At 64.3% G+C, this 19738-nt stretch carries 17 protein-coding genes; 5 read left to right on the top strand and 12 right to left on the bottom strand.

Annotation, left to right across the window (positions count from 1 at the left end):
- The 6 genes from atpD to J0I79_RS28510 form a co-directional block, all read right to left on the bottom strand.
- Window positions 1-1491 (bottom strand): F0F1 ATP synthase subunit beta (gene atpD / locus J0I79_RS28485; protein ID WP_292867163.1); only part of this gene is annotated, 1491 nt, incomplete at its 3' end.
- Window positions 1492-1559: 68 nt separating this feature from the next.
- Window positions 1560-2444, bottom strand: a complete 885-nt coding sequence (locus J0I79_RS28490) for a F0F1 ATP synthase subunit gamma (RefSeq protein WP_292867165.1) — start codon at window positions 2442-2444, stop codon at window positions 1560-1562.
- A 29-nt stretch (window positions 2445-2473) separates the two neighbouring features.
- Complete coding sequence (atpA, locus tag J0I79_RS28495) at window positions 2474-4003, bottom strand: F0F1 ATP synthase subunit alpha (protein WP_292867167.1); 1530 nt, start codon at window positions 4001-4003, stop codon at window positions 2474-2476.
- The gene (locus J0I79_RS28500; protein WP_292867169.1) at window positions 4003-4563 is read right to left on the bottom strand and encodes a F0F1 ATP synthase subunit delta; all 561 of its coding nucleotides are present in this window, start codon (window positions 4561-4563) and stop codon (window positions 4003-4005) included. The genes atpA and J0I79_RS28500 overlap by 1 nt, the downstream gene beginning before the upstream one ends.
- A gap of 246 nt (window positions 4564-4809) precedes the next feature.
- On the bottom strand, window positions 4810-5205 hold the full coding sequence (locus tag J0I79_RS28505; RefSeq protein ID WP_258588732.1) for a DUF4345 family protein: 396 nt from the start codon (window positions 5203-5205) through the stop codon (window positions 4810-4812).
- Window positions 5206-5298: 93 nt separating this feature from the next.
- A complete protein-coding gene (locus J0I79_RS28510; protein WP_292867174.1) occupies window positions 5299-5994 on the bottom strand; it encodes an aspartate/glutamate racemase family protein in 696 nt (231 codons plus the stop codon).
- A gap of 67 nt (window positions 5995-6061) precedes the next feature.
- Between J0I79_RS28510 and J0I79_RS28515 the strand changes: the two genes are divergently transcribed.
- Window positions 6062-6307, top strand: coding sequence for a type II toxin-antitoxin system Phd/YefM family antitoxin (locus J0I79_RS28515; RefSeq protein WP_140702565.1), 246 nt, complete (start codon window positions 6062-6064; stop codon window positions 6305-6307).
- On the top strand, window positions 6304-6750 hold the full coding sequence (locus J0I79_RS28520; RefSeq protein ID WP_292867178.1) for a type II toxin-antitoxin system VapC family toxin: 447 nt from the start codon (window positions 6304-6306) through the stop codon (window positions 6748-6750). The genes J0I79_RS28515 and J0I79_RS28520 overlap by 4 nt, the downstream gene beginning before the upstream one ends.
- 10 nt (window positions 6751-6760) lie before the next feature.
- Here J0I79_RS28520 and J0I79_RS28525 read toward each other — a convergent pair whose 3' ends face one another.
- Window positions 6761-8944 carry a primosomal protein N' gene (locus J0I79_RS28525; RefSeq protein WP_292867181.1) on the bottom strand — a complete coding sequence of 728 codons (2184 nt, stop codon included), beginning with the start codon at window positions 8942-8944 and terminating at the stop codon, window positions 6761-6763.
- A gap of 91 nt (window positions 8945-9035) precedes the next feature.
- On the opposite strand from J0I79_RS28525, the gene fsa reads away from it, so the two are divergent.
- Window positions 9036-9692: a fructose-6-phosphate aldolase gene (gene fsa, locus J0I79_RS28530; RefSeq protein ID WP_172348037.1), complete on the top strand. Its 657-nt coding sequence runs from the start codon at window positions 9036-9038 to the stop codon at window positions 9690-9692.
- A 99-nt stretch (window positions 9693-9791) separates the two neighbouring features.
- Here fsa and J0I79_RS28535 read toward each other — a convergent pair whose 3' ends face one another.
- From J0I79_RS28535 to leuS, 3 genes are all read right to left on the bottom strand, one after another.
- The gene (locus J0I79_RS28535) at window positions 9792-12263 is read right to left on the bottom strand and encodes a DNA translocase FtsK (protein WP_292867187.1); all 2472 of its coding nucleotides are present in this window, start codon (window positions 12261-12263) and stop codon (window positions 9792-9794) included.
- A gap of 225 nt (window positions 12264-12488) precedes the next feature.
- Window positions 12489-13067 carry an LPS assembly lipoprotein LptE gene (gene lptE, locus J0I79_RS28540; RefSeq protein ID WP_292867190.1) on the bottom strand — a complete coding sequence of 193 codons (579 nt, stop codon included), beginning with the start codon at window positions 13065-13067 and terminating at the stop codon, window positions 12489-12491.
- Complete coding sequence (leuS, locus tag J0I79_RS28545; protein WP_292867192.1) at window positions 13054-15678, bottom strand: leucine--tRNA ligase; 2625 nt, start codon at window positions 15676-15678, stop codon at window positions 13054-13056. The genes lptE and leuS overlap by 14 nt, the downstream gene beginning before the upstream one ends.
- Window positions 15679-15831: 153 nt before the next feature.
- On the opposite strand from leuS, the gene J0I79_RS28550 reads away from it, so the two are divergent.
- Both J0I79_RS28550 and J0I79_RS28555 read left to right on the top strand, forming a co-directional pair.
- The gene (locus J0I79_RS28550; RefSeq protein ID WP_292867195.1) at window positions 15832-16494 is read left to right on the top strand and encodes a YggS family pyridoxal phosphate-dependent enzyme; all 663 of its coding nucleotides are present in this window, start codon (window positions 15832-15834) and stop codon (window positions 16492-16494) included.
- Between the two features lie 361 nt (window positions 16495-16855).
- Window positions 16856-17905 (top strand): aldo/keto reductase, encoded by a 1050-nt coding sequence (locus tag J0I79_RS28555; protein ID WP_292867197.1) that lies wholly within the window; start codon window positions 16856-16858, stop codon window positions 17903-17905.
- Between the two features lie 68 nt (window positions 17906-17973).
- Here J0I79_RS28555 and J0I79_RS28560 read toward each other — a convergent pair whose 3' ends face one another.
- Both J0I79_RS28560 and J0I79_RS28565 read right to left on the bottom strand, forming a co-directional pair.
- Window positions 17974-18630 carry a neutral zinc metallopeptidase gene (locus J0I79_RS28560; RefSeq protein ID WP_292867199.1) on the bottom strand — a complete coding sequence of 219 codons (657 nt, stop codon included), beginning with the start codon at window positions 18628-18630 and terminating at the stop codon, window positions 17974-17976.
- A gap of 216 nt (window positions 18631-18846) precedes the next feature.
- Window positions 18847-19737 carry a LysR family transcriptional regulator gene (locus J0I79_RS28565; RefSeq protein WP_292867202.1) on the bottom strand — a complete coding sequence of 297 codons (891 nt, stop codon included), beginning with the start codon at window positions 19735-19737 and terminating at the stop codon, window positions 18847-18849.
- Between the last annotated feature and the right edge of the window lies 1 nt (window position 19738).

Here is a 19738-nt window from a genome sequence, read left to right on the forward strand (position 1 = left end):
GGCCTTGCCGGCGACGATCTCCTGGAACGCGCGGATGGTCTCCTCGAGCGGGACCTGCACGCCCGGGAAGCCCGTGAACACCTGGGCGACGTCGAACGGCTGGCTGAGGAAGCGCTGGATCTTGCGGGCGCGGGCGACGGTCAGGCGGTCGGCTTCCGACAGTTCGTCCATGCCCAGGATCGCGATGATGTCCTGCAGCGACTTGTAGGACTGCAGGATCTGCTGGACTTCGCGGGCGACCTTGTAATGGGCGTCGCCGACGACGCGCGGATCGAGGATGCGCGAGGTCGAGTCGAGCGGATCCACCGCCGGGTAGATGCCGAGCTCGGCGATCTGGCGCGACAGCACGGTGGTGGCGTCCAAGTGGGCGAACGAGGTGGCCGGCGCGGGGTCGGTCAAGTCGTCGGCCGGCACGTAGATCGCCTGCACCGAGGTGATCGAGCCCTTGTTGGTCGAGGTGATGCGCTCCTGCAGCGCGCCCATGTCGGTGGCGAGCGTCGGCTGATAGCCCACCGCCGAGGGGATGCGGCCGAGCAGCGCCGACACTTCCGAACCCGCCTGGGTGAAGCGGAAGATGTTGTCGACGAAGAACAGCACGTCCTGGCCCTGGTCGCGGAAATATTCGGCGACGGTGAGGCCGGTGAGGCCGACGCGGGCGCGGGCGCCCGGCGGCTCGTTCATCTGGCCGTACACCAGGGCAGCCTTGGAGCCTTCTCCGCCGCCCTTCTTGTTGACGCCCGATTCGATGAACTCGTGATAAAGGTCGTTGCCCTCGCGGGTGCGCTCGCCGACGCCGGCGAACACCGAGTAGCCGCCGTGGGCCTTGGCGATGTTGTTGATCAGTTCCTGGATCAGCACGGTCTTGCCGACGCCGGCGCCGCCGAACAGGCCGATCTTGCCGCCCTTGGCGTAGGGCGCCAGCAGGTCGAGCACCTTGATGCCGGTGATCAGAATCTGCGCTTCCGTCGACTGCTCGACATACGCCGGAGCCGGCTGGTGGATGGAGCGCATTTCGGTCGCGGCGACCGGGCCTTCTTCGTCAACCGGTTCGCCGATGACGTTGATGATGCGGCCGAGCATGCCCGGGCCGACCGGCACCGAAATCGGGCCGCCGGTGTCACGCACTTCCTGGCCGCGCACCAGACCCTCGGTGGAGTCCATGGCGATGCAGCGCACGGTGTTTTCACCCAGGTGCTGGGCGACTTCGAGCACCAGCCGGTTGCCGACATTGGTGGTTTCGAGCGCGTTCAGGATCGGCGGCAGATGATCGCCGAATTGCACGTCGACGACGGCGCCGATGACCTGGCGGACCTTGCCGACCACGCCAGTCGCCTTGCTGGCCACGGCCGAGCTCTTGGCCGCGGCGGCCTTGGCCGGCGCTGCCGCTACCTTGGCCGGAGCCGCCTTCGCTGCCGCTGCCGGAGCCTTTGCCGCCTTCGCTGGGGCTGCGGCCTTCGGGGCCGCTGTCTTGGGGGTCGCTGCTTTCGCCATCGTCTTTACCCTTCTCGTCCTTTGTTTTCACGCGGTCCGGTCGCGGGACTTCAACCCGCGGACCGCGCCTAGAGCGCTTCGGCGCCCGAAATGATTTCGATCAGTTCCTTGGTGATCTGCGCCTGCCGCTGGCGGTTGTAGGTGATCGACAGCTTGTTGATCATCTCGCCGGCGTTGCGCGTCGCATTATCCATGGCGCTCATCTTGGCGCCCATTTCGCCCGCCGCGTTTTCAAGCAGCGCGCGGAAGATCTGCACCGCTATGTTGCGCGGGATGAGGTCCGACAGGATTTCGCCCGGCTCCGGCTCGTATTCGTAGACGGCGCTGGCGCCGTCGGCAGCCTCGGTCTGCGCCGAGGGAGCTGCGGCCGGGACGATCTGCTGTGCGGTCGGCACCTGGCTGATCACCGACTTGAACTGCGAATAGAACAGCGTGCAGACGTCGAAGGCGCCTTCGTTGAACAGATGGATCACCTTGCGGGCGATCGCATCGGCATTGACGAAGCCGAGCGTCTTGACCTCGCGCAGATCGACGCGTTCGAGGATCAGCGAGGCATAGTCGCGGCGCAGGATGTCGAAACCCTTCTTGCCGACGCAGATGATCTTGACCTGCTTGCCGTCGGCCAGAAGCCGGCGGATGTGGTCGCGGGCAAGGCGGGAGATCTGCGAATTGAAGCCGCCGCACAGGCCGCGCTCGGCGGTGCAGACCACGAGCAGATGCACGTCGTCCTTGCCGGTACCGGTCATCAGCGCCGGGGCATCGCCGCCGCCGCCGATGGCCTGGGTGATGTTGGCCAGCACGGAACCCATGCGCTCCGAATAGGGGCGCGCCGCTTCCGCGGCCTCCTGCGCACGGCGCAGCTTCGCCGCGGCGACCATCTGCATCGCCTTGGTGATCTTCTGCGTCGCCTTGACCGAGGCGATACGGTTACGAAGGTCTTTTAATGAAGGCATGCTTCAAACCTGATCCCGTCTTGTCGCGCTCAGGCGAAAGTCTTGGCGAAAGCGTCGATCTCTGCCTTCAGCTTGGCGCGCAGATCGTCCGACAGCGCCTTTTCCTTGCGGATGCCGTCGAGCACGTCCTTGCCGGCCGCGCGCATGTGGCTGAGCAGGCCATGCTCGAACCTGCCGACCTGATTGACCGGCAGCTTGTCGAGATAGCCGTTGACGCCGGCGAAGATCACGGCGACCTGCTCTTCCGTCTTCAGCGGCGAGAACTGCGGCTGCTTCAGGAGTTCGGTCAGGCGCGATCCGCGATTGAGCAGGCGCTGCGTGGCGGCGTCGAGGTCCGAGCCGAACTGCGCGAAGGCCGCCATTTCGCGGTACTGCGCGAGCTCGCCCTTGATGGAGCCTGCAACCTGCTTCATCGCCTTGATCTGCGCCGAAGAACCGACGCGCGACACCGACAGGCCGACGTTCACCGCCGGGCGGATGCCCTGGAAGAACAGGTTGGTTTCAAGGAAGATCTGGCCGTCAGTGATCGAGATCACGTTGGTCGGAATGTAGGCCGACACGTCGTTGGCCTGGGTTTCGATGACCGGCAGGGCGGTCAGCGAGCCATTGCCCATCTCGTCATTGAGCTTGGCGGCGCGCTCGAGCAGGCGCGAGTGCAGGTAGAAGACGTCGCCCGGATAGGCTTCGCGGCCCGGCGGGCGGCGCAGCAGCAGCGACATCTGGCGGTAGGCGACGGCCTGCTTCGACAGATCGTCATAGCTGATCAGCGCATGCATTCCGTTGTCGCGGAAATACTCGCCCATGGTGCAGCCGGCGAACGGCGCCAGGAACTGCATCGGCGCCGGATCCGAAGCGGTCGCGGCGATGATGATCGAGTACTCCAGCGCGCCGCGCTCTTCGAGCACCTTCACGAACTGCGCGACGGTCGAGCGCTTCTGGCCGACGGCGACGTAGACGCAGTAGAGCTTTTCCTTTTCCGGACCGTTGTCGTGCACCGACTTCTGGTTCAGCATCGTGTCCAGGATGATGGCGGTCTTGCCGGTCTGACGGTCGCCGATGACCAGCTCGCGCTGGCCACGGCCGACAGGGATCAGCGCGTCGATGGCCTTGAGACCGGTCGACATCGGCTCATGCACCGACTTGCGCGGAATGATGCCGGGCGCCTTGACGTCGACGCGCTTGCGTTCGGTCGCCTTGATCGGGCCCTTGCCGTCGATCGGATTGCCAAGCGCGTCGACGACGCGGCCGAGCAGGCCCGGGCCGACGGGAACGTCGACGATGGCGCCGGTGCGCTTGACGGTGTCGCCTTCCTTGATGTCGCGGTCGGCGCCGAAGATCACGACGCCGACATTGTCGGCTTCGAGGTTGAGCGCCATGCCGCGGATGCCGCCGGGGAATTCGACCATTTCGCCGGCCTGGACATTGTCGAGGCCGTAGACGCGGGCGATACCGTCACCGACGGACAGCACCTGTCCGACTTCGGAGACTTCAGCCTCCTTGCCGAAATTCTTGATCTGGTCTTTCAGAATTGCGGAAATTTCCGCGGCGCGGATGTCCATCAGCCGACCTCTTTCAGTGCAAGCTTGAGCGAATTGAGTTTGGTTTTAAGCGACGTATCAATCTGGCGCGAGCCCATCTTGACCACCAGTCCGCCGAGCAGCGACGGATCGACGGTGACGGAGATGGCCACGTCCTTGCCGGCAACGCTTTTCAGCGCGGCCTTGAGTTCGGTCTGCTGGGCGGCGGTCAGATCATGGGCCGACGTCACCTCGGCAGCGGTCTCGCCACGGTGCTCGGCGGCGATCTGGCGGAACGCCTTGATCATGCCGGGCACAGCGAACAGGCGGCGATTGCGGGCGACGACACGCAGGAAATTGCCGGTCAGGCCGGTGATCCCTGCCTTGTCGGCGATCGCCGCGATGGCCTTGGCCTGGTCCTCGCTGGAGAACACCGGGCTGTTGATCAGCCGGGTCAGGTCGGCGCTGCCCGAAAGCAATGCCTCGAAACTATTGAGGTCGGCTTCGACCTTGGTCACCGAATTTGCCTGCAATGCCAGTTCGAACAGCGAACCGGCATAGCGTTCTGCGACACCTGAGATTGGCGATGACGATTGAGCCACGGACCGTCTTTTCTCTTGTCTGACAGGCCGCAGATTGTTGGCGCGAGCGAAAACTCTGGCTAAATCTTTGACCTTACTGCATTTTTTCAAGCACGGAGGCGCGGCTTCCGCTATCCCCGGCCGAAAGTCGATTGCCGTCTAGCACAGGCATTTTAAGACCGCAATGCGTCGTTCCGCATGGTTTTCAGGCACTATTGTCGCATCCGGCGAAAGATCGGCGTCTCGCGCGCAGCAATAGCCCGCGATTCAGGGCACAAAGCCGAAGGCAAAGGCGAGCGGCAAGGCGGCGAGCGCCAGTTCGACTACGATGGAAACCCAGTTGAAAGGCGTGTTGGCGCCATCCGACATCATCGACAGCAGACGACCGAAGGCGGTGAACAGCCAGGAGAAGCCGAGCGCCATGTAGACCAGTGGCTGCGCCAGCAGGATGCAGCACAGGCCGACGCCGAGATAGAAGCCCGACATGCGGCCGCGTCCCTCGGCGATCGCCGCCGCCTTTTCGGGCTTCGCCTGCAGGCGCAGGATGCGAAAGGCCAGACCCGGCGCCAGGAAGAACAGAAGCCCGAGCAACACGGTGACGACAGCGCTCGACCACGCCAGCCATTCGCCCTGGCTTGTCGGCCACGGAAGCGCAAAATCCATCTCGTCCCCTCGAAATGCCTGTTTTGATTGCGGGCATTCTAGCCGAGGAAACACCACGCGCCAGATGGCATCGAGCACTTTAGCAGGAGCGCATCAACCGAGCGCGAAGTCCGCCGCCGCTTCGGCATGGATGCGCGTCGTGTCGAAGACCGGGATATCGAAATCCGGCTGGCCGATCAGCATGGTGATTTCGGTACAGCCCATGATGATGCTGTCGGCGGCCTCTTCCCGGCGCAGGCGTTCGGCCTCCGCGACATAGGCCGCCTTCGAAGCCTCGGTAACGATGCCCTGACAGAGTTCGTCATAGATGACGCGATGCACCATGTCGCGGCCGGGCGCGTCCGGCACCACCGGCTGCAATCCGAATTTGTCAGCGAGCCGCCCCTTGTAGAAATCCTGCTCCATGGTGAAGCGCGTCGCCAGCAGGGCCGGGCGCCGCAAACCGGCATGCTGGATTGCGGCCGCTGTGGCGTCGGCGATGTGGATCAGCGGTATCGGCGCCGCCGCCTGCACCTGGTCGGCAAGCTTGTGCATGGTGTTGGTGCACAGAAGCAGCCCTTCGGCGCCGCCCGCCTGCAGCTTGCGCGCCGCATCGGCCAGCAGCTTGCCGGCGCCGTCCCAGTCGCCATGGTGTTGCCGTTCGGCGATCTCGGCGAAGTCGAACGACCAGACGAGTAGTTTCGCCGAATGCAGCCCGCCGAGGCGCTCGCGCACGATCTCGTTGAGCAGGCGATAATAGATCGCGGTCGATTCCCAGCTCATGCCGCCGATGAGGCCAAGGGTTTTCATGTGGACTGTTCCTATTCCTGTGCAATTCCTATATTGTGACCACATGGGACCACAAGGAGACTCTGCCATGAAATCGATGCAACTTCGGGAGGCCAAGGCAGGGCTGTCGGCTCTCGTCGAGGCTGCTGGGAACGGTGAGCCCACAATCATCACCAGGCATGGCAAACCGACTGCAATGGTCGTTCCAATCGAAGAGGGGCGAAAGCTTTATCCGCAAGATACCCAAAGGAACTTTGTGGACTTTCTGCTGCAGTATCCCGGCGGCATTGAGCTTGAGCGCAACGAATCGCCGTCGCGGGACGTCGAACTTTGAACGGCTACCTGCTCGACACATCCTTTGTTTCAGCCTTCGCGCCCGATCGTCCTTCACTCCCGCATCCTGTTCAAAAATGGGTTGCCGAACAGCGCGAACAGGGAACCTGGTACATGTCGTCAATTGTCGTTCTGGAGGTGGAAAGAGGGATTGCGAGATTGATGCGATCCGGCGGAACGGCAAAAGCGGACCGGTTGACGCTTTGGTTCGGACGACTTGTCCAGGAGTTCGATCAACGCATCATTCCGGTCGACTCAGCCGTTGCCCGAGAGGCCGGGCAGTTGGAGGATGCGACCATCGCACGCGGCTTCAATCCGGGTTTGGCGGATGTCCTGATCGCCGCGACTGCTCGTTTGAACGATCTTTCCGTGCTGACAGCCAATGTCCGGCACTTTGCCACCCTTGGTGTGGCTTATCTCAATCCGTTCAATGGGGACATCTGAGGAGCTCCCACTACAAAAAGCTCTGCGGATCGATGTCGACCTGAACCCTGACCGAACCTCTCACCTTCGGCCCTTCGGCCAGCATGGCCCTGATAAAGCCTTGCATGTCCGCGCGCCGCTCGCCCTGGATCAGCAGGCGGAAGCGGTGCCGGCCGCCGAGCAGCGACAAGGGCGCCTCGGCCGGCCCTAGCACGAACAGATCGCTGGACTCGGGCGCGGCGCGGCGCAGGCCGCGGGCATGACCCTCCGCTTCAGCCCTCGTCACAGCGCTGACGATGACACCGGCAAGCCGGCCGAAAGGCGGCAGCGCCGCCCGCTCACGCTCCGCGATCTCGCGGTCGTAAAAGGCTTCGGCATCGCCGGAAATGATCGCCCGCATCACCGGATGCTCGGGCTGGAAGGTCTGCAGCAGACCAAGGCTCTTCTTGCCGGTGCGGCCGGCTCGGCCGGTCACCTGGCTGAGCAGCTGGAACGTCCGCTCGGCGGCGCGTGGATCGCCATTGGCAAGGCCGAGATCGGCATCCACCACGCCGACCAGCGTCATGTTGGGAAAATTGTGGCCCTTGGCGACGAGCTGCGTGCCGATGACGATGTCGGCCTCGCCGTCGGCGATCGCCTCCAGCTCCAGCCGCAGCCGCTTGACGCCGCCCATCAGGTCCGACGACAGCACGATAGTGCGGGCATCCGGGAAATGCGTCACGACCTCCTCGGCGATGCGCTCGACGCCCGGGCCGCAGGCAACCAGATGGTCGAGCGTGCCGCATTCCGGACAGGCTTCGGGGCGGCGCTCATTGTGCCCGCAATGGTGGCAAACCAGCTGGCCGCGAAAACGATGCTCGACAAGCCAGGCCGAGCAGACCGGGCAGCTGAAACGATGGCCGCAAACCCGGCACAGCGTCAGCGGCGCATAGCCGCGCCGGTTGAGGAACAGCAGCGACTGCTCCTTTTTCTCCAGCGTCCTGCGCATATGGTCGAGCAGAACAGGCGACAGGAAACCACCGCGTGCCGGCGGCGCGCGGCGCATGTCGATCGACTTGAGATCGGGAAGCGCCGCCTCGGCGAAACGGGCGGAGAGCACGGCCCTGGCATAGCGGCCCTGGCTGGCATTGACGCGGCTCTCGACCGAAGGCGTCGCCGAGGCCAGCACCACGGGAAAACCAGCGATATGGCCGCGCACCACCGCCATGTCGCGCGCATTGTAGAAGACACGGTCTTCCTGCTTGTAGGCGGGGTCGTGCTCCTCGTCGACGACGATCAGGCCAAGCTCCTTGAACGGCAGGAACAGCGCCGAGCGCGCACCGGCGACAACGCGTACGCCGCCTTCGGCGACCTGCCGCCAGACTTTTTCGCGCATTCTCGGCGGCAGGTCGGAGTGCCACTCGGCCGGCTTGGCGCCGAAGCGACGCTGGAAGCGTTCGAGGAAGGCATGCGTGAGCGCGATTTCCGGCAAAAGGATCAGCACCTGTTTGCCTTGGTCGAGTGCTGCCGCGACCGCTTCGAAATAGACCTCGGTCTTGCCCGAACCGGTGACGCCGTCGAGCAGCGCCACATTGAAGACGCCGGCCGCGACATTGGCGCGCAGCATCGATGCGGCATCGCTCTGGTCCGGCATCAATTCCGGCACGGCATAGCTCGGGTCGGGCGCGGCCACCACCGGGCGCGGCGGGATCATCACGGTCTCGAACACGCCTTGCGCCTTCAGCCCCTCGATCACCGTCGAGGAAACGCCGGCGGCATGCGCCAGCCCCGAGCGGGTCCAGGCGAGCCCGCCCTCGGCCGTCTCCAGCACGCGCGAGCGCGCATCCGTCATCCGGTCGGGAACGAGAGATGTCCGCTTCAGTCCTTCTATCCAAGGCTCCGGGTCGAAAGCTTCCGGCGCCCTGAGCAGCATGCGCGCCACCATGCCCGGCGCCGACAGCGTGTATTGCGCCACCCAGTCGACGAAGCGGCGCATGGCGCGGTCGATCGGCGGGCAATCGAAAACCTGTTCGATCGGACGCAATTTCCTGGCGTCGACCTTCTCGACCACGCCATCCCAGACGATGCCGGCGACCTGGCGCGGCCCGAGCGGCACGCGCACGATCGAACCCGGCACGACGCGCATGCCAGCGGGCACGGCATAGGTGTAAGGGCGTTCGGCGGGCATCGGCACCAGCACCGGCGCTGCCGCGACAAAGGGCGAATCTTCCATCATGAGGCGTGACCTTGCCCCGACTTTGGTCTAGATCAAAGAGCAACGCTGAACGTGCCTTCCCAAGCACGACGAAATCGTCAGGAGACCCGCCATGAAATTTTTTGTCGACACCGCCGATATCAAGGACATCCGTGAGCTCAACGATCTCGGGCTGCTCGACGGGGTCACCACCAATCCGTCGCTGATCCTGAAGTCCGGCGGCAAGATCGCCGATGTCACCAAGCAGATCTGCGACATCGTCGAAGGCCCGGTCTCGGCCGAAGTGGTGGCGACCGAATACAAGGACATGATGGCCGAGGCCGAGGTGCTGGCCAAGATCGCCCCCAATGTCTGCATCAAGGTGCCGCTGACGCTGGACGGCCTGAAGGCCTGCAAGACGATCCGCACCCAGATGAACCGCATGGTCAATGTCACGCTGTGCTTCTCGGCCAACCAGGCGCTACTCGCCGCCAAGGCCGGCGCCTCCTTCATCTCGCCCTTCGTCGGCCGCATCGACGACACCGGCTCGGACGGCATGGAACTGATCCAGGAGATCCGGCAGATCTACGACAATTACGATTTCCAGACCGAGATCCTCACCGCCTCGGTGCGCACGGTGAACCACGTCAAGCAGGCGGCGTTGATCGGCGCCGACGTCGTCACCGCGCCGCCGGCGACGCTGAAGGCGCTGGTCAACCATCCGCTGACCGACAAGGGCCTCGCCACCTTCCTCGCCGACTGGGCCAAGACCGGCCAGAAGATCGGCTGAGCCGTTCAGCACTCAACAATGAAAAAAGGCCGGTCGCCCGGCCTTTTTTTATTGGCGCTACGCGAAGCTGTCGCGAGAGCGCATCCTTCGAACTTCCGGTCAGTCCGAGCCATCATTGTCGGTCGCCGGGGCCGGCGGACGTTTGCCCGCCATGATCTCGCGCTTGCCGACATGGTTGGGCGCACCGACCAGCCCTTCCTTTTCCATCCGTTCGACCAGGGAGGCGGCCCTGTTGTAGCCGATGCCGAGCCGCCGCTGGATGTAGGAGGTCGAGCACTTCTTGTCGCGCAGCACCACCTTCACCGCCTCGTCATAGCTGGCGTCGCCATCTTCGGCGGCAATGGATCCCTTGTCGAAGACCGCGCCCTGGTCGACTTCTTCCTCTTCCTCGTCTTCGTCCGCGGTCACGGTTTCCAGATATTCGGGCCGGCCCTGCGCCTTGAGATGCGCCACGACATGCTCGACCTCGGCATCCGAGACGAAGGGGCCGTGGACGCGCGCGATGCGCCCGCCGCCCATCATGTGCAGCATGTCGCCCTGGCCGAGCAGCTGTTCGGCGCCCTGCTCGCCAAGGATGGTGCGGCTGTCGATCTTGGACGTCACCTGGAAGGAGATGCGGGTCGGGAAGTTGGCCTTGATCGTGCCGGTGATGACGTCGACCGACGGGCGCTGCGTGGCCATGATCAGATGAATGCCGGCGGCGCGCGCCATCTGCGCCAGGCGCTGGATGGCGCCTTCGATCTCCTTGCCGGCAACCATCATCAGGTCAGCCATCTCGTCGACGATGACGACGATGTAGGGCATTGGCGCCAGGTCGATCTCCTGCTGCTCGAACAGCGGCTCGCCCGTGCCCTTCTCGAAGCCTGCCTGAACGGTCATGACGACCGTCTCGCCCTTTTCCCGGGCGGTGGCGGCGCGCTCATTGTAGCCATCGATGTTGCGCACGCCGAGCCGCGCCATCTTGCGATAGCGGTCCTCCATCTCGCGCACCGCCCATTTCAGCGCTGTGACGGCTTTCTTGGGATCGGTGACGACAGGCGTCAGAAGATGCGGGATGCCGTCATAGATGGACAGTTCCAGCATCTTGGGGTCGACCATGATCAGCCGGCATTCCTCGGGCTTCAGCCTGTAGAGCAGCGACAGGATCATGGTGTTGATGGCGACCGACTTGCCTGAGCCGGTGGTGCCGGCGACGAGCAGATGCGGCATCTTGGCCAGTTCGGCGATGACCGGCTCGCCGCCGATCGTCTTGCCCAGGCAAAGCGCCAGCTTGCAGCTGGTCTTGCGGAAACCCTGCGATTCGATCAGCTCGCGGAAATAGACGGTCTCGCGGGTCTCGTTGGGAAGTTCGATGCCGATGACGTTGCGGCCGGGCACGACGGCGACGCGAGCCGAGACCGCCGACATGGAGCGGGCGATATCATCGGCAAGACCGATGACGCGCGACGACTTCACGCCCGGCGCCGGCTCGAACTCATAGAGGGTGACGACAGGGCCGGGACGGACATGGATGATCTCGCCGCGCACGCCGAAATCCTCCAGCACGCTTTCCAGAAGGTCGGCATTCTGCTCCAGCCGCTCCTGCGACATGTAGAATCCCTGCCCTTCCGGCGGCTGCTGCAGCAGTTCTTCCGAAGGAAGCTCATAGCCTTCGCCCGTCACCGGCTGCGCGATCTTGCCGGCCATGGGTAGCGCGGGAGCCCCGCGCCCAGCGGCGGCCGGAAGGGTTTCCTCCGGGCGTTGCACGGCTGGCGCGGCGGAGGCGTTTTCGGCGGCAATAGCAGGCGCGGCCACCGTCCGCGGCTGCCGAGCTGGCTTGCCCGCAAGATGAGGCGGTTCAGTGGTTGCCTTGTTCGAGTTGGCCGGGAAGACTTCCGGCAGGACGGGCGATGCCCGGTCCGGGCGGCATTCTATGACACGGAACAATGCGGTCACGTCGGCCGGCGGAGAGGCCGCGACATCGGCTCGAACGACGGCTGACGGAGCCGCGACGGGTGCACGCGAGATCGGACGGACCGGCGACGCCACATCGACCAGGATCGGCGCCAACCCCTCGAAGAAGGCATGATCCGAAAGGTAAGGCCGCCGCGATTTTTCGGAGGTGGCGGCAGTGACCGGCGCGCCATTGGCGACGACCGCCGCTGGTGCCGTTGCAGGAGCAGCCGGCGGCGTGGTCGTCATGGCGCCCCGCGATCTCTGATCGTCACGCTGCGGCTGGGCGGCGCGAACCGGCGGCTGTCCATGATGTGCGATCGTGCCAGGCCGGGTTTGTTCCGCCGGAGGCGGCTCGAGGGCCTCTTGCCTGGCGGCTTCGTCCTGAGGCTGGCGATGCCTGGGCTCGTAGTCCGGTGTGCGTGTGAACCGGACATTGGGAGCCAGGAAGAAATAATCCTGCCAGGCGGGGCTTTCATTGCCGCCAAGGTCGACGGGAGGTGGTGAGAAACCTGGCCTGGGCGCTCCGGCGCGCTGACCCTCTTCCTTGTCGCTCCTGCGGCTGAAACGCTGTCCCTCGGGATTGTCGGGCGAAGCCATGTTGGAAGAATTGACCCGAGGAAAACGCCTGGATTCCATGCTCAAGACTCACTCTGAAATGTCTGTTGAGCAATAGGGAGCGAGTGGTTAACAGTTGCTTCCCGCGACCCGTACCGGGGCAACCGAATTTTTTTTCGAAGGCCTATCGACAAACCGGATTCGCCAGGAATCGTCCGGCGACGGACCGGGCAGAGAGCAATATCTCGGCCACAAAGAATCGACCCCGGCGAGAGCCAGGGTCGAACCGTTACAAGGTCGAGGAGATTAGCTGGCGGCCTTGCCGTGGCGCACGAGATCCTGAGCTATCGACAGCTGAAGCGCTTCGGCCAGTTCACGCGCGGCGCGGTTCTCGGCATCGATCTGCGCGCGGTATGCGGCAAACTCCTGCCGCGGCCGGTCGAAGGACGAGGTGATCGCCCGCTTGCCCACCGAGACGACAACGCCGGTCTTCATGTCGCTCAGCGTGTAGCTGGCGGTCAGCGTCACCGAACCGGCGGTCGGCTCGTCCTCGTCGGTCCCGACCTGAACGAGGGCGGAGGATTCCACGGTTTCGGCCACGCTGAGATCGAGTGAATAGAGCGGCGAGGCCGGTTCGCCAGCGCCGCGTCCAAATCCAAAGACCAGATTGTTGCGCACCTGCTGGGCATAGCGCGTCTTGACCGGTTTGACGGCGATCGACGCCAGCTCGGCATTGGCGGTCGAGCCTGTCGACAGCGGCGCGTTGGAATAGAGCGGCCGCACCGTGCAGGCCGAAACCATTGCCAGCGAGCCGATCAGGCTGGCAAGCGCGATGCGGCGCAGCAAACCGCTCCGCTCTGTCTTTTCCCGATCAGGCAACGACATTGACGATCCTCTGCGGCACGATGATCACCTTGCGCGGAGCCTTACCTTCGAGTGCTTTCTGCACGAAGTCGAGAGCCAATACCGCTTTTTCGACCGCACCTTGATCCGCGTCGCGGGCAATTGTCAAATCCCCCCGCTTCTTGCCGTTGACCTGCACGGGATAGGTGACGTCGTTGTCTATGACCAGCGCCGGATCGAAGACGGGCCACGGTCGTTCGGCGACCAGTTCGGTGCCGCCCAGCGTCTCCCAGCATTCTTCGGCCAGATGCGGCATGACCGGCGCGATCAGATGCACCAGGATTTCCACCGCCTGGCGGCAGGCGCCACGCAATGCCGGATCGGCCTTGCCTTCGGCCACCTCGTTGAGCGGCGCGGTCAGCGCATTGGCCAGCTCGTAGATACGGGCGATGGCGCGGTTGAAGGCGAGCTTCTCGATGTCCTCGCCGACCGCCTTCAGGATCTTGTGCGCGGCCTTGGAGACGGCCCCAGCCTCGCCATCCGCGGCTGCGGTGGGCTTGACGCCGGCCAGCGTCTCGGCGGCGGTCGACACCAGCCGCCAGATGCGCTGCATGAAGCGGTGCGCGCCGGCGGCGCCATCGTCGGTCCATTCGACATCGCGCTCGGGCGGCGAATCCGACAGCATGAACCAGCGTGCGGTGTCGGCGCCGTAGCCGTCGGTGATATCCTCCGGGCTGACCGTATTCTTCTTCGACTTCGACATCTTCTCCAGCGGGCCGATCGTCACGGCCTCGCCGGTCGCGATCTCGACGGCACGGCGTTCGCCGTCGACACCCTCCAGCCGCACCTCGGTCGGCGCCAGCCAGCGGCCGCTGGAGGCCGAGCCGGCGCGATAGGTCTCGTGCACCACCATGCCTTGCGTGAACAGGCCCTTGAACGGCTCGGCCAGGTCGACATGGCCGGTCTCGCGCATGGCGCGGGTGAAGAAGCGCGAATAGAGCAGATGCAGGATCGCATGCTCGATGCCGCCAATATACTGGTCGACCGGCAGCCATTCATTGGCGGCCTTGGGATCGGTCGGCTCATGCGCATGAGGCGCCGTGAAGCGGGCGAAATACCAGGACGAATCGACGAACGTGTCCATCGTGTCCGTTTCGCGGCGCGCATCCTTGCCGCATTGCGGGCACTTCACGTGCCGCCAGGTCGGATGACGGTCGAGCGGATTGCCCGGTCGGTCGAAATCGACATCGTCCGGCAGCTTGACCGGCAGATCGGCCTTCGGCACCGGCACCACGCCGCAATCCTCGCAATGGATCATCGGGATCGGGCAGCCCCAGTAGCGCTGGCGCGAAATGCCCCAGTCGCGCAGGCGGAAATTCACCTTGCGCTCGGCCATCGGCCGGTTGCCGATCGTCTTCTGCTCCAGCAGCCTTGCCACTTCGTCGAAGGCCTGGCTAGGCGACTTGCCGTCGAGGAAGCGCGAATTGATCATCGAGCCGTCATCGGTGTAGGCGACATCGATCACCTGGAAGGTCGCCTTGTCCGCGCCTTCAGGCATCACCACCGGAACCACCGGCAGGCCGTATTTGTTGGCGAAGTCGAGATCGCGCTGGTCGTGTGCCGGACAGCCGAAGATGGCGCCGGTGCCGTATTCCATCAGCACGAAATTGGCGACATAGACAGGCAGCGTCCAGCTGTCGTCGAACGGATGGACGACGCGGATGCCGGTGTCGAAGCCCTTCTTCTCGGCTGTCTCCAGCGCCGCCACCGAGGTGCCCATGTGGCGGACTTCGTCGATGAACTTGGCCAGCTCGGGATTGGTTTCCGCGGCCTTCTTTGCCAGCGGGTGATCGGCCGCGATCGCCATGAAGGAAGCGCCGAAGATGGTGTCGGGCCGCGTCGTATAGACTTCCAGCTCATGCTCGCCGGCAACGTCCGACGCCAGCGGCCAGCGCACCAGCAGGCCTTCCGAACGGCCGATCCAGTTCTGCTGCATCAGCTTCACTTTTTCCGGCCATTCGTTCAGGCCGTCCAGCGAATCCAGCAGGTCCTGCGCATAGTCGGTGATCTTGAAGAACCACTGCGTCAGCTCGCGCTGTTCGACCAGCGCGCCCGAACGCCAGCCGCGGCCGTCGATGACCTGCTCGTTGGCGAGCACGGTCATGTCCTCCGGATCCCAGTTGACCTTGGAGGATTTGCGCGTCACCAGCCCCTTCTCGACAAAGTCGAGGAACAGCATCTGCTGGCGATGGTAATAATCGACGTCACAGGTGGCGAATTCGCGCGCCCAGTCCAGCGACAGGCCCATGACCTTGAGCTGCTCGCGCATGGTGGCGATGTTCTGGTAGGTCCATTCCTTGGGATGGACCTTGTTCTGCATGGCAGCGTTCTCGGCCGGCATGCCGAAGGCGTCCCAGCCCATCGGATGCAGCACGTTGAAGCCCTTGGCCCGCTTGTAGCGCGCCACCACATCGCCCATCGTGTAGTTGCGCGTGTGGCCGATGTGGATGCGCCCCGACGGATAGGGGAACATCTCCAGCACGTAGTATTTGGGCTTCGGGTCGTCATTGCTTGCTTCGAAAAGCTTCTTGTCCGCCCAGGCCTTCTGCCATTTGGGTTCTGACGCGCGCGGATTGTATCGTTCGGTTGCCATGGGACGTTTTTCACTTAAAAGCAGGCGGACTGCGGGCAAAGGCCCGGCAGTTCATTGGATGTGGTCCGGGTGTTCACCATGGTTTGGCAAACCCGTCAACCATATGGGCATCGCGTCCGACAAAAACGCGGGTCAAAACAGCGGGATTTGCATATGAGCGACACGGTTCAGCAGTTTTTCGCGGTCAGGGCGAAGATCGCCGCCGCAGAGCGGGAGGCGGGCCGCGAGGCCGGCGCGGTGACGCTGGTGGCGGTTTCCAAGACCTTCGAGGCCGCCGACATAAGCCCTGTCCTCGAGGCCGGCCAGCGTGTCTTCGGCGAGAACCGCGTGCAGGAAGCGCAGGGCAAATGGCCTGGCCTGAAGCAGGCATTTCCCGATATCGAGCTGCATCTGATCGGCCCGCTGCAATCGAACAAGGCGAAGGATGCCGTGGCGCTGTTCGATGTCATTGAGACGGTCGATCGGGAAAAGATCGCCGCCGAACTCGCCAGGGAGATGTCCAGGCAAGGCCGTGCGCCAAAGCTCTATGTCCAGGTTAACACCGGCTCCGAGCCGCAGAAGGCCGGCATCGAGCCGCGCGAGGCGGTAGCCTTCGTCAAGCGCTGCCGTGAGGTCCACGGACTGGCCATAGAAGGCCTGATGTGCATTCCGCCCGCAGACGAGAACCCCGGCCCGCATTTCGCACTGCTGGAAAAGCTGGCGCGCGAGGCCGGCGTCGCAAAACTGTCGATGGGCATGTCCGGCGACTATGAGACCGCCATCGCTTTCGGCGCCACCAGCGTGCGGGTGGGCTCGGCGATCTTCGGCAGCCGATAGTCCTTCGTCATCGTAATCCTGGGGCGGAGCAAGGAGCGAAGCGACGCGGCGCAGACCCCAGGATCCATGCCGGGACTCCGAAGCGTCGCCACGGTCCAGAATTCTGCTCCGTTGCAGCCGTCAGCAGGGTCGCGGCATGGATCCTCGGGTCTTCGCGACGCCGCTTCGCGGCTGCTCCGCCCGTGGATGACGAAGTGAAAATCACGGCTCCCAGTCAGCGCGGGTAACATTTACTTCGTAGCCCACCGACAATTGACGGACCTATAGTGCCAGCTTGAGAGGTTCATTATGCCAGTGCTGGAAACGAAACGCACCGTTCCTATTTGAATTGCGTCATCAGCACTCTCCTGGAGCCTTCGCCATGCGTTACAACCAGCTTGGAAATACCGGGCTATTCGTCTCCGAACTCTGCCTCGGCACCATGACCTTCGGCGCCGCCGGCCAGAATGCCCAGTGGGGCCTCATCGCCAGCCTCGACCAGAAGGGCGTCAACGAGATCGTCGGCCGCTCGATCGCCGCCGGCGTCAATTTCTTTGACACGGCGGATGTCTATTCCTTCGGCGAGTCCGAGAAACTTCTAGGCCAGTCGCTCAAGGACCTCGGCATCAAACGCTCCGATGTCGTCATCGCCACCAAGGTCCATGGCGCCATGGGCAACGGGCCGAACGACCGCGGCTCCTCGCGCGGCCACATCATGGATTCGGTCGACGCCAGCCTGGAAAGGCTGCAGACCGGCCATATCGATCTCTACCAGTTGCACGGCACCGACGCGGTGACACCGATCGACGAGACGCTGCGGGCTCTCGATGATCTCGTCGCCAGCGGCAAGGTGCGCTATGTCGGCGTCTCCAACTGGCAGGCCTGGCGCATCGCCAAGGCGCTCGGCATCGCCGACCGCAAGGGCTTTGCCCGCTTCGAGACCATTCAGTCCTATTATTCCATCGCCGGCCGCGACCTCGAGCGCGAGATCGTGCCGCTGATCAACGAGGAAAAACTCGGCCTGATGGTGTGGTCGCCCATGGCCGGCGGCTTGCTGTCGGGCAAATACGGCCCCGGCGCGCCCGGCAATGGCGAAGGCCGCCGTGCCTCGTTCAACTTCCCGCCGGTTAACGAGGACCGCGCCTGGGCAGCCGTCGCCGTCATGCGCGAGATCGCGAAAAAGCATGATGTGAGCGTTGCCACGGTGGCGCTCGGCTACGTGCTGGCCAAACCTTTCGTCATGAGCGTCATCATCGGCGCCAGCCGCATGGACCAGCTGGAGCAGAACCTGGCCGCCACGAGCCTGAAGCTCGATGCCGACGATCTCGCCAGACTGGATGAGGTCAGCGCCCTGCCTTCGGAGTACCCCGGCTGGATGGTCGAGCGGCAGGCGGCAGGCCGCCGCCCCGCGCCGTTCACGCCAAAAGCGTAATCCGGCTTAGCTCGGTGCGATTTTTCGGAGAGCCGCGCGCCTTTCGGCGCGCGGTTTTCCGCGCCTCATCAAAGCGGATTCTCCGTCGTGTCGCAGTCGGCGATCGCTTTGCCGGCAAGGCCCCTGTCGTACCAGCGGATCCTCTGCTCGGACGTGCCGTATCTCCTTGCCGTCGGGCTTGCGGAAACATTGTCGACCCGATCGTCGCCAAGAGATCGAAGCAGGTTCCTGGCCTCCGTCAGATCGGTGTCTTCAAGCAGGTGTTGATCCTGCACGTAATGGCTCCACAGTCCGGCGAAACAATCGGCCTGAAGCTCAACCTGTTCCGAACGGAGGATGGCGTCTTCCTGACTGTCGCCGGCTGCTTTCAGGTGAGGGAGCCCGGCGATGTTCTGCACATGGTGCCCAACCTCGCGGGCGACAATGAGCGCCTTGGCGAAGTCGCCGGCCGTGGCGACCTGCGGAAGATCGGGGAAAGCCGGATCGAGATAAATCCTGTGATCCTGCGCGCAGTATGACGTTCCTGAAGCAGGTCCGCAGGCCGTCAGGATCATGCCCGTGAACAGGACCAGCTTGGGTTCTTCGTACGGCAGTCCACCAGCCGCTTTGAATGCAGCGCCCCAGAAATCCTCGGTTTGCGCGAGCACCACCGCAAGAAACTGTCTGACCTCGTCATTCTGACCGTTTGGGGTAGGCGCGGCCGTCTTCGCGACCTCTGCCGCCACGGAGACTGCGGGGATAAGCGACCATGCCAGTGTGGCGAACAGGCAGGCTCTGACAAAGGACAAGCGGACCAGTTCACACCTCCCGAATTGCCGATGCTCCCGGTGTCATCTGGGCGTCCAGGCGCCTGTGATCGAGACAGGATATCCCGCCGCTGACGGCTTGTCGAACCGACCTTCTGTCGGCTGCCACCTTGACGGGTGGTCCGCTCAGCTTCGTCAGAGCCGTACGCTCTCGGTCAGGAAATCCAGGAAGGCCCGCACGCGGGCCGGCAGATGCTTGCCCTGGCCGACATAGACGGCATGCGTCGGTTCGAGATCGCCCGGATTGAAGTCTTCCAGCAGCGGCACGAGGCGGCCGGCATCGATGTCGGGCTGGACATGCCAGCGCGCCAGCCTGGCGATGCCGGCCCCGGCGACCGTCGTCTGCCGCATCGCCTCGCCATCGGTCAGCGTCAGGGTGCCGACAACCGGGACGAGGATCGAAGCGCCCGACGCATCGACGAACGGCCAGCCGTCCATGTGGCGTGCGAATCCAAAAGCCAGCATGTTGTGGCGTCCAAGATCGGACAGGGCGCGCGGCGTGCCTTGTGCTTCGAGATAGGAAGGGGCGGCCACCAGCACCATCCGGCTCTGCCCAAGCCTGCGCGCCACCAGCCGTGATTCGCGCAGCGGCCCGGCGCGGATGGCGACATCGGCGCGCTCCTGCAGGAGGTCGATGACATTATCGGTCAGCACCGCCTCGACCGAAATCTCGGGATAGCGCTCCAGGAATCGCGGCAACAGCGACATCAGCCTGTGCTGGCCGAAAGGCACGTAGCTGTTGACCCTGAGCCTGCCGCGCGGCGCGGCGCCTGCCGCCGCTTCGCGCTCTGCCGCGTCCATATCGGCCAGGATGCGTAGGCCGCTATCGTAGAAGACGCTTCCCTCGGGTGTCAGTTGCAGCTTGCGCGTCGAACGATTGATGAGCCGCGCGCCGAGGCGCGTTTCCAGCCGCGCGATCAGCTTGCTCACTGCCGACGGCGTCATGCGCAGCGCCCGTGCCGCCGCCGAGAAGCTGCCGGCTTCGACGACGCGCACGAACACTTCGATCTCGCCGGAACGATTGATC

This window comes from Mesorhizobium sp. (assembly GCF_017306585.1).
GTDB lineage: Bacteria > Pseudomonadota > Alphaproteobacteria > Rhizobiales > Rhizobiaceae > Mesorhizobium.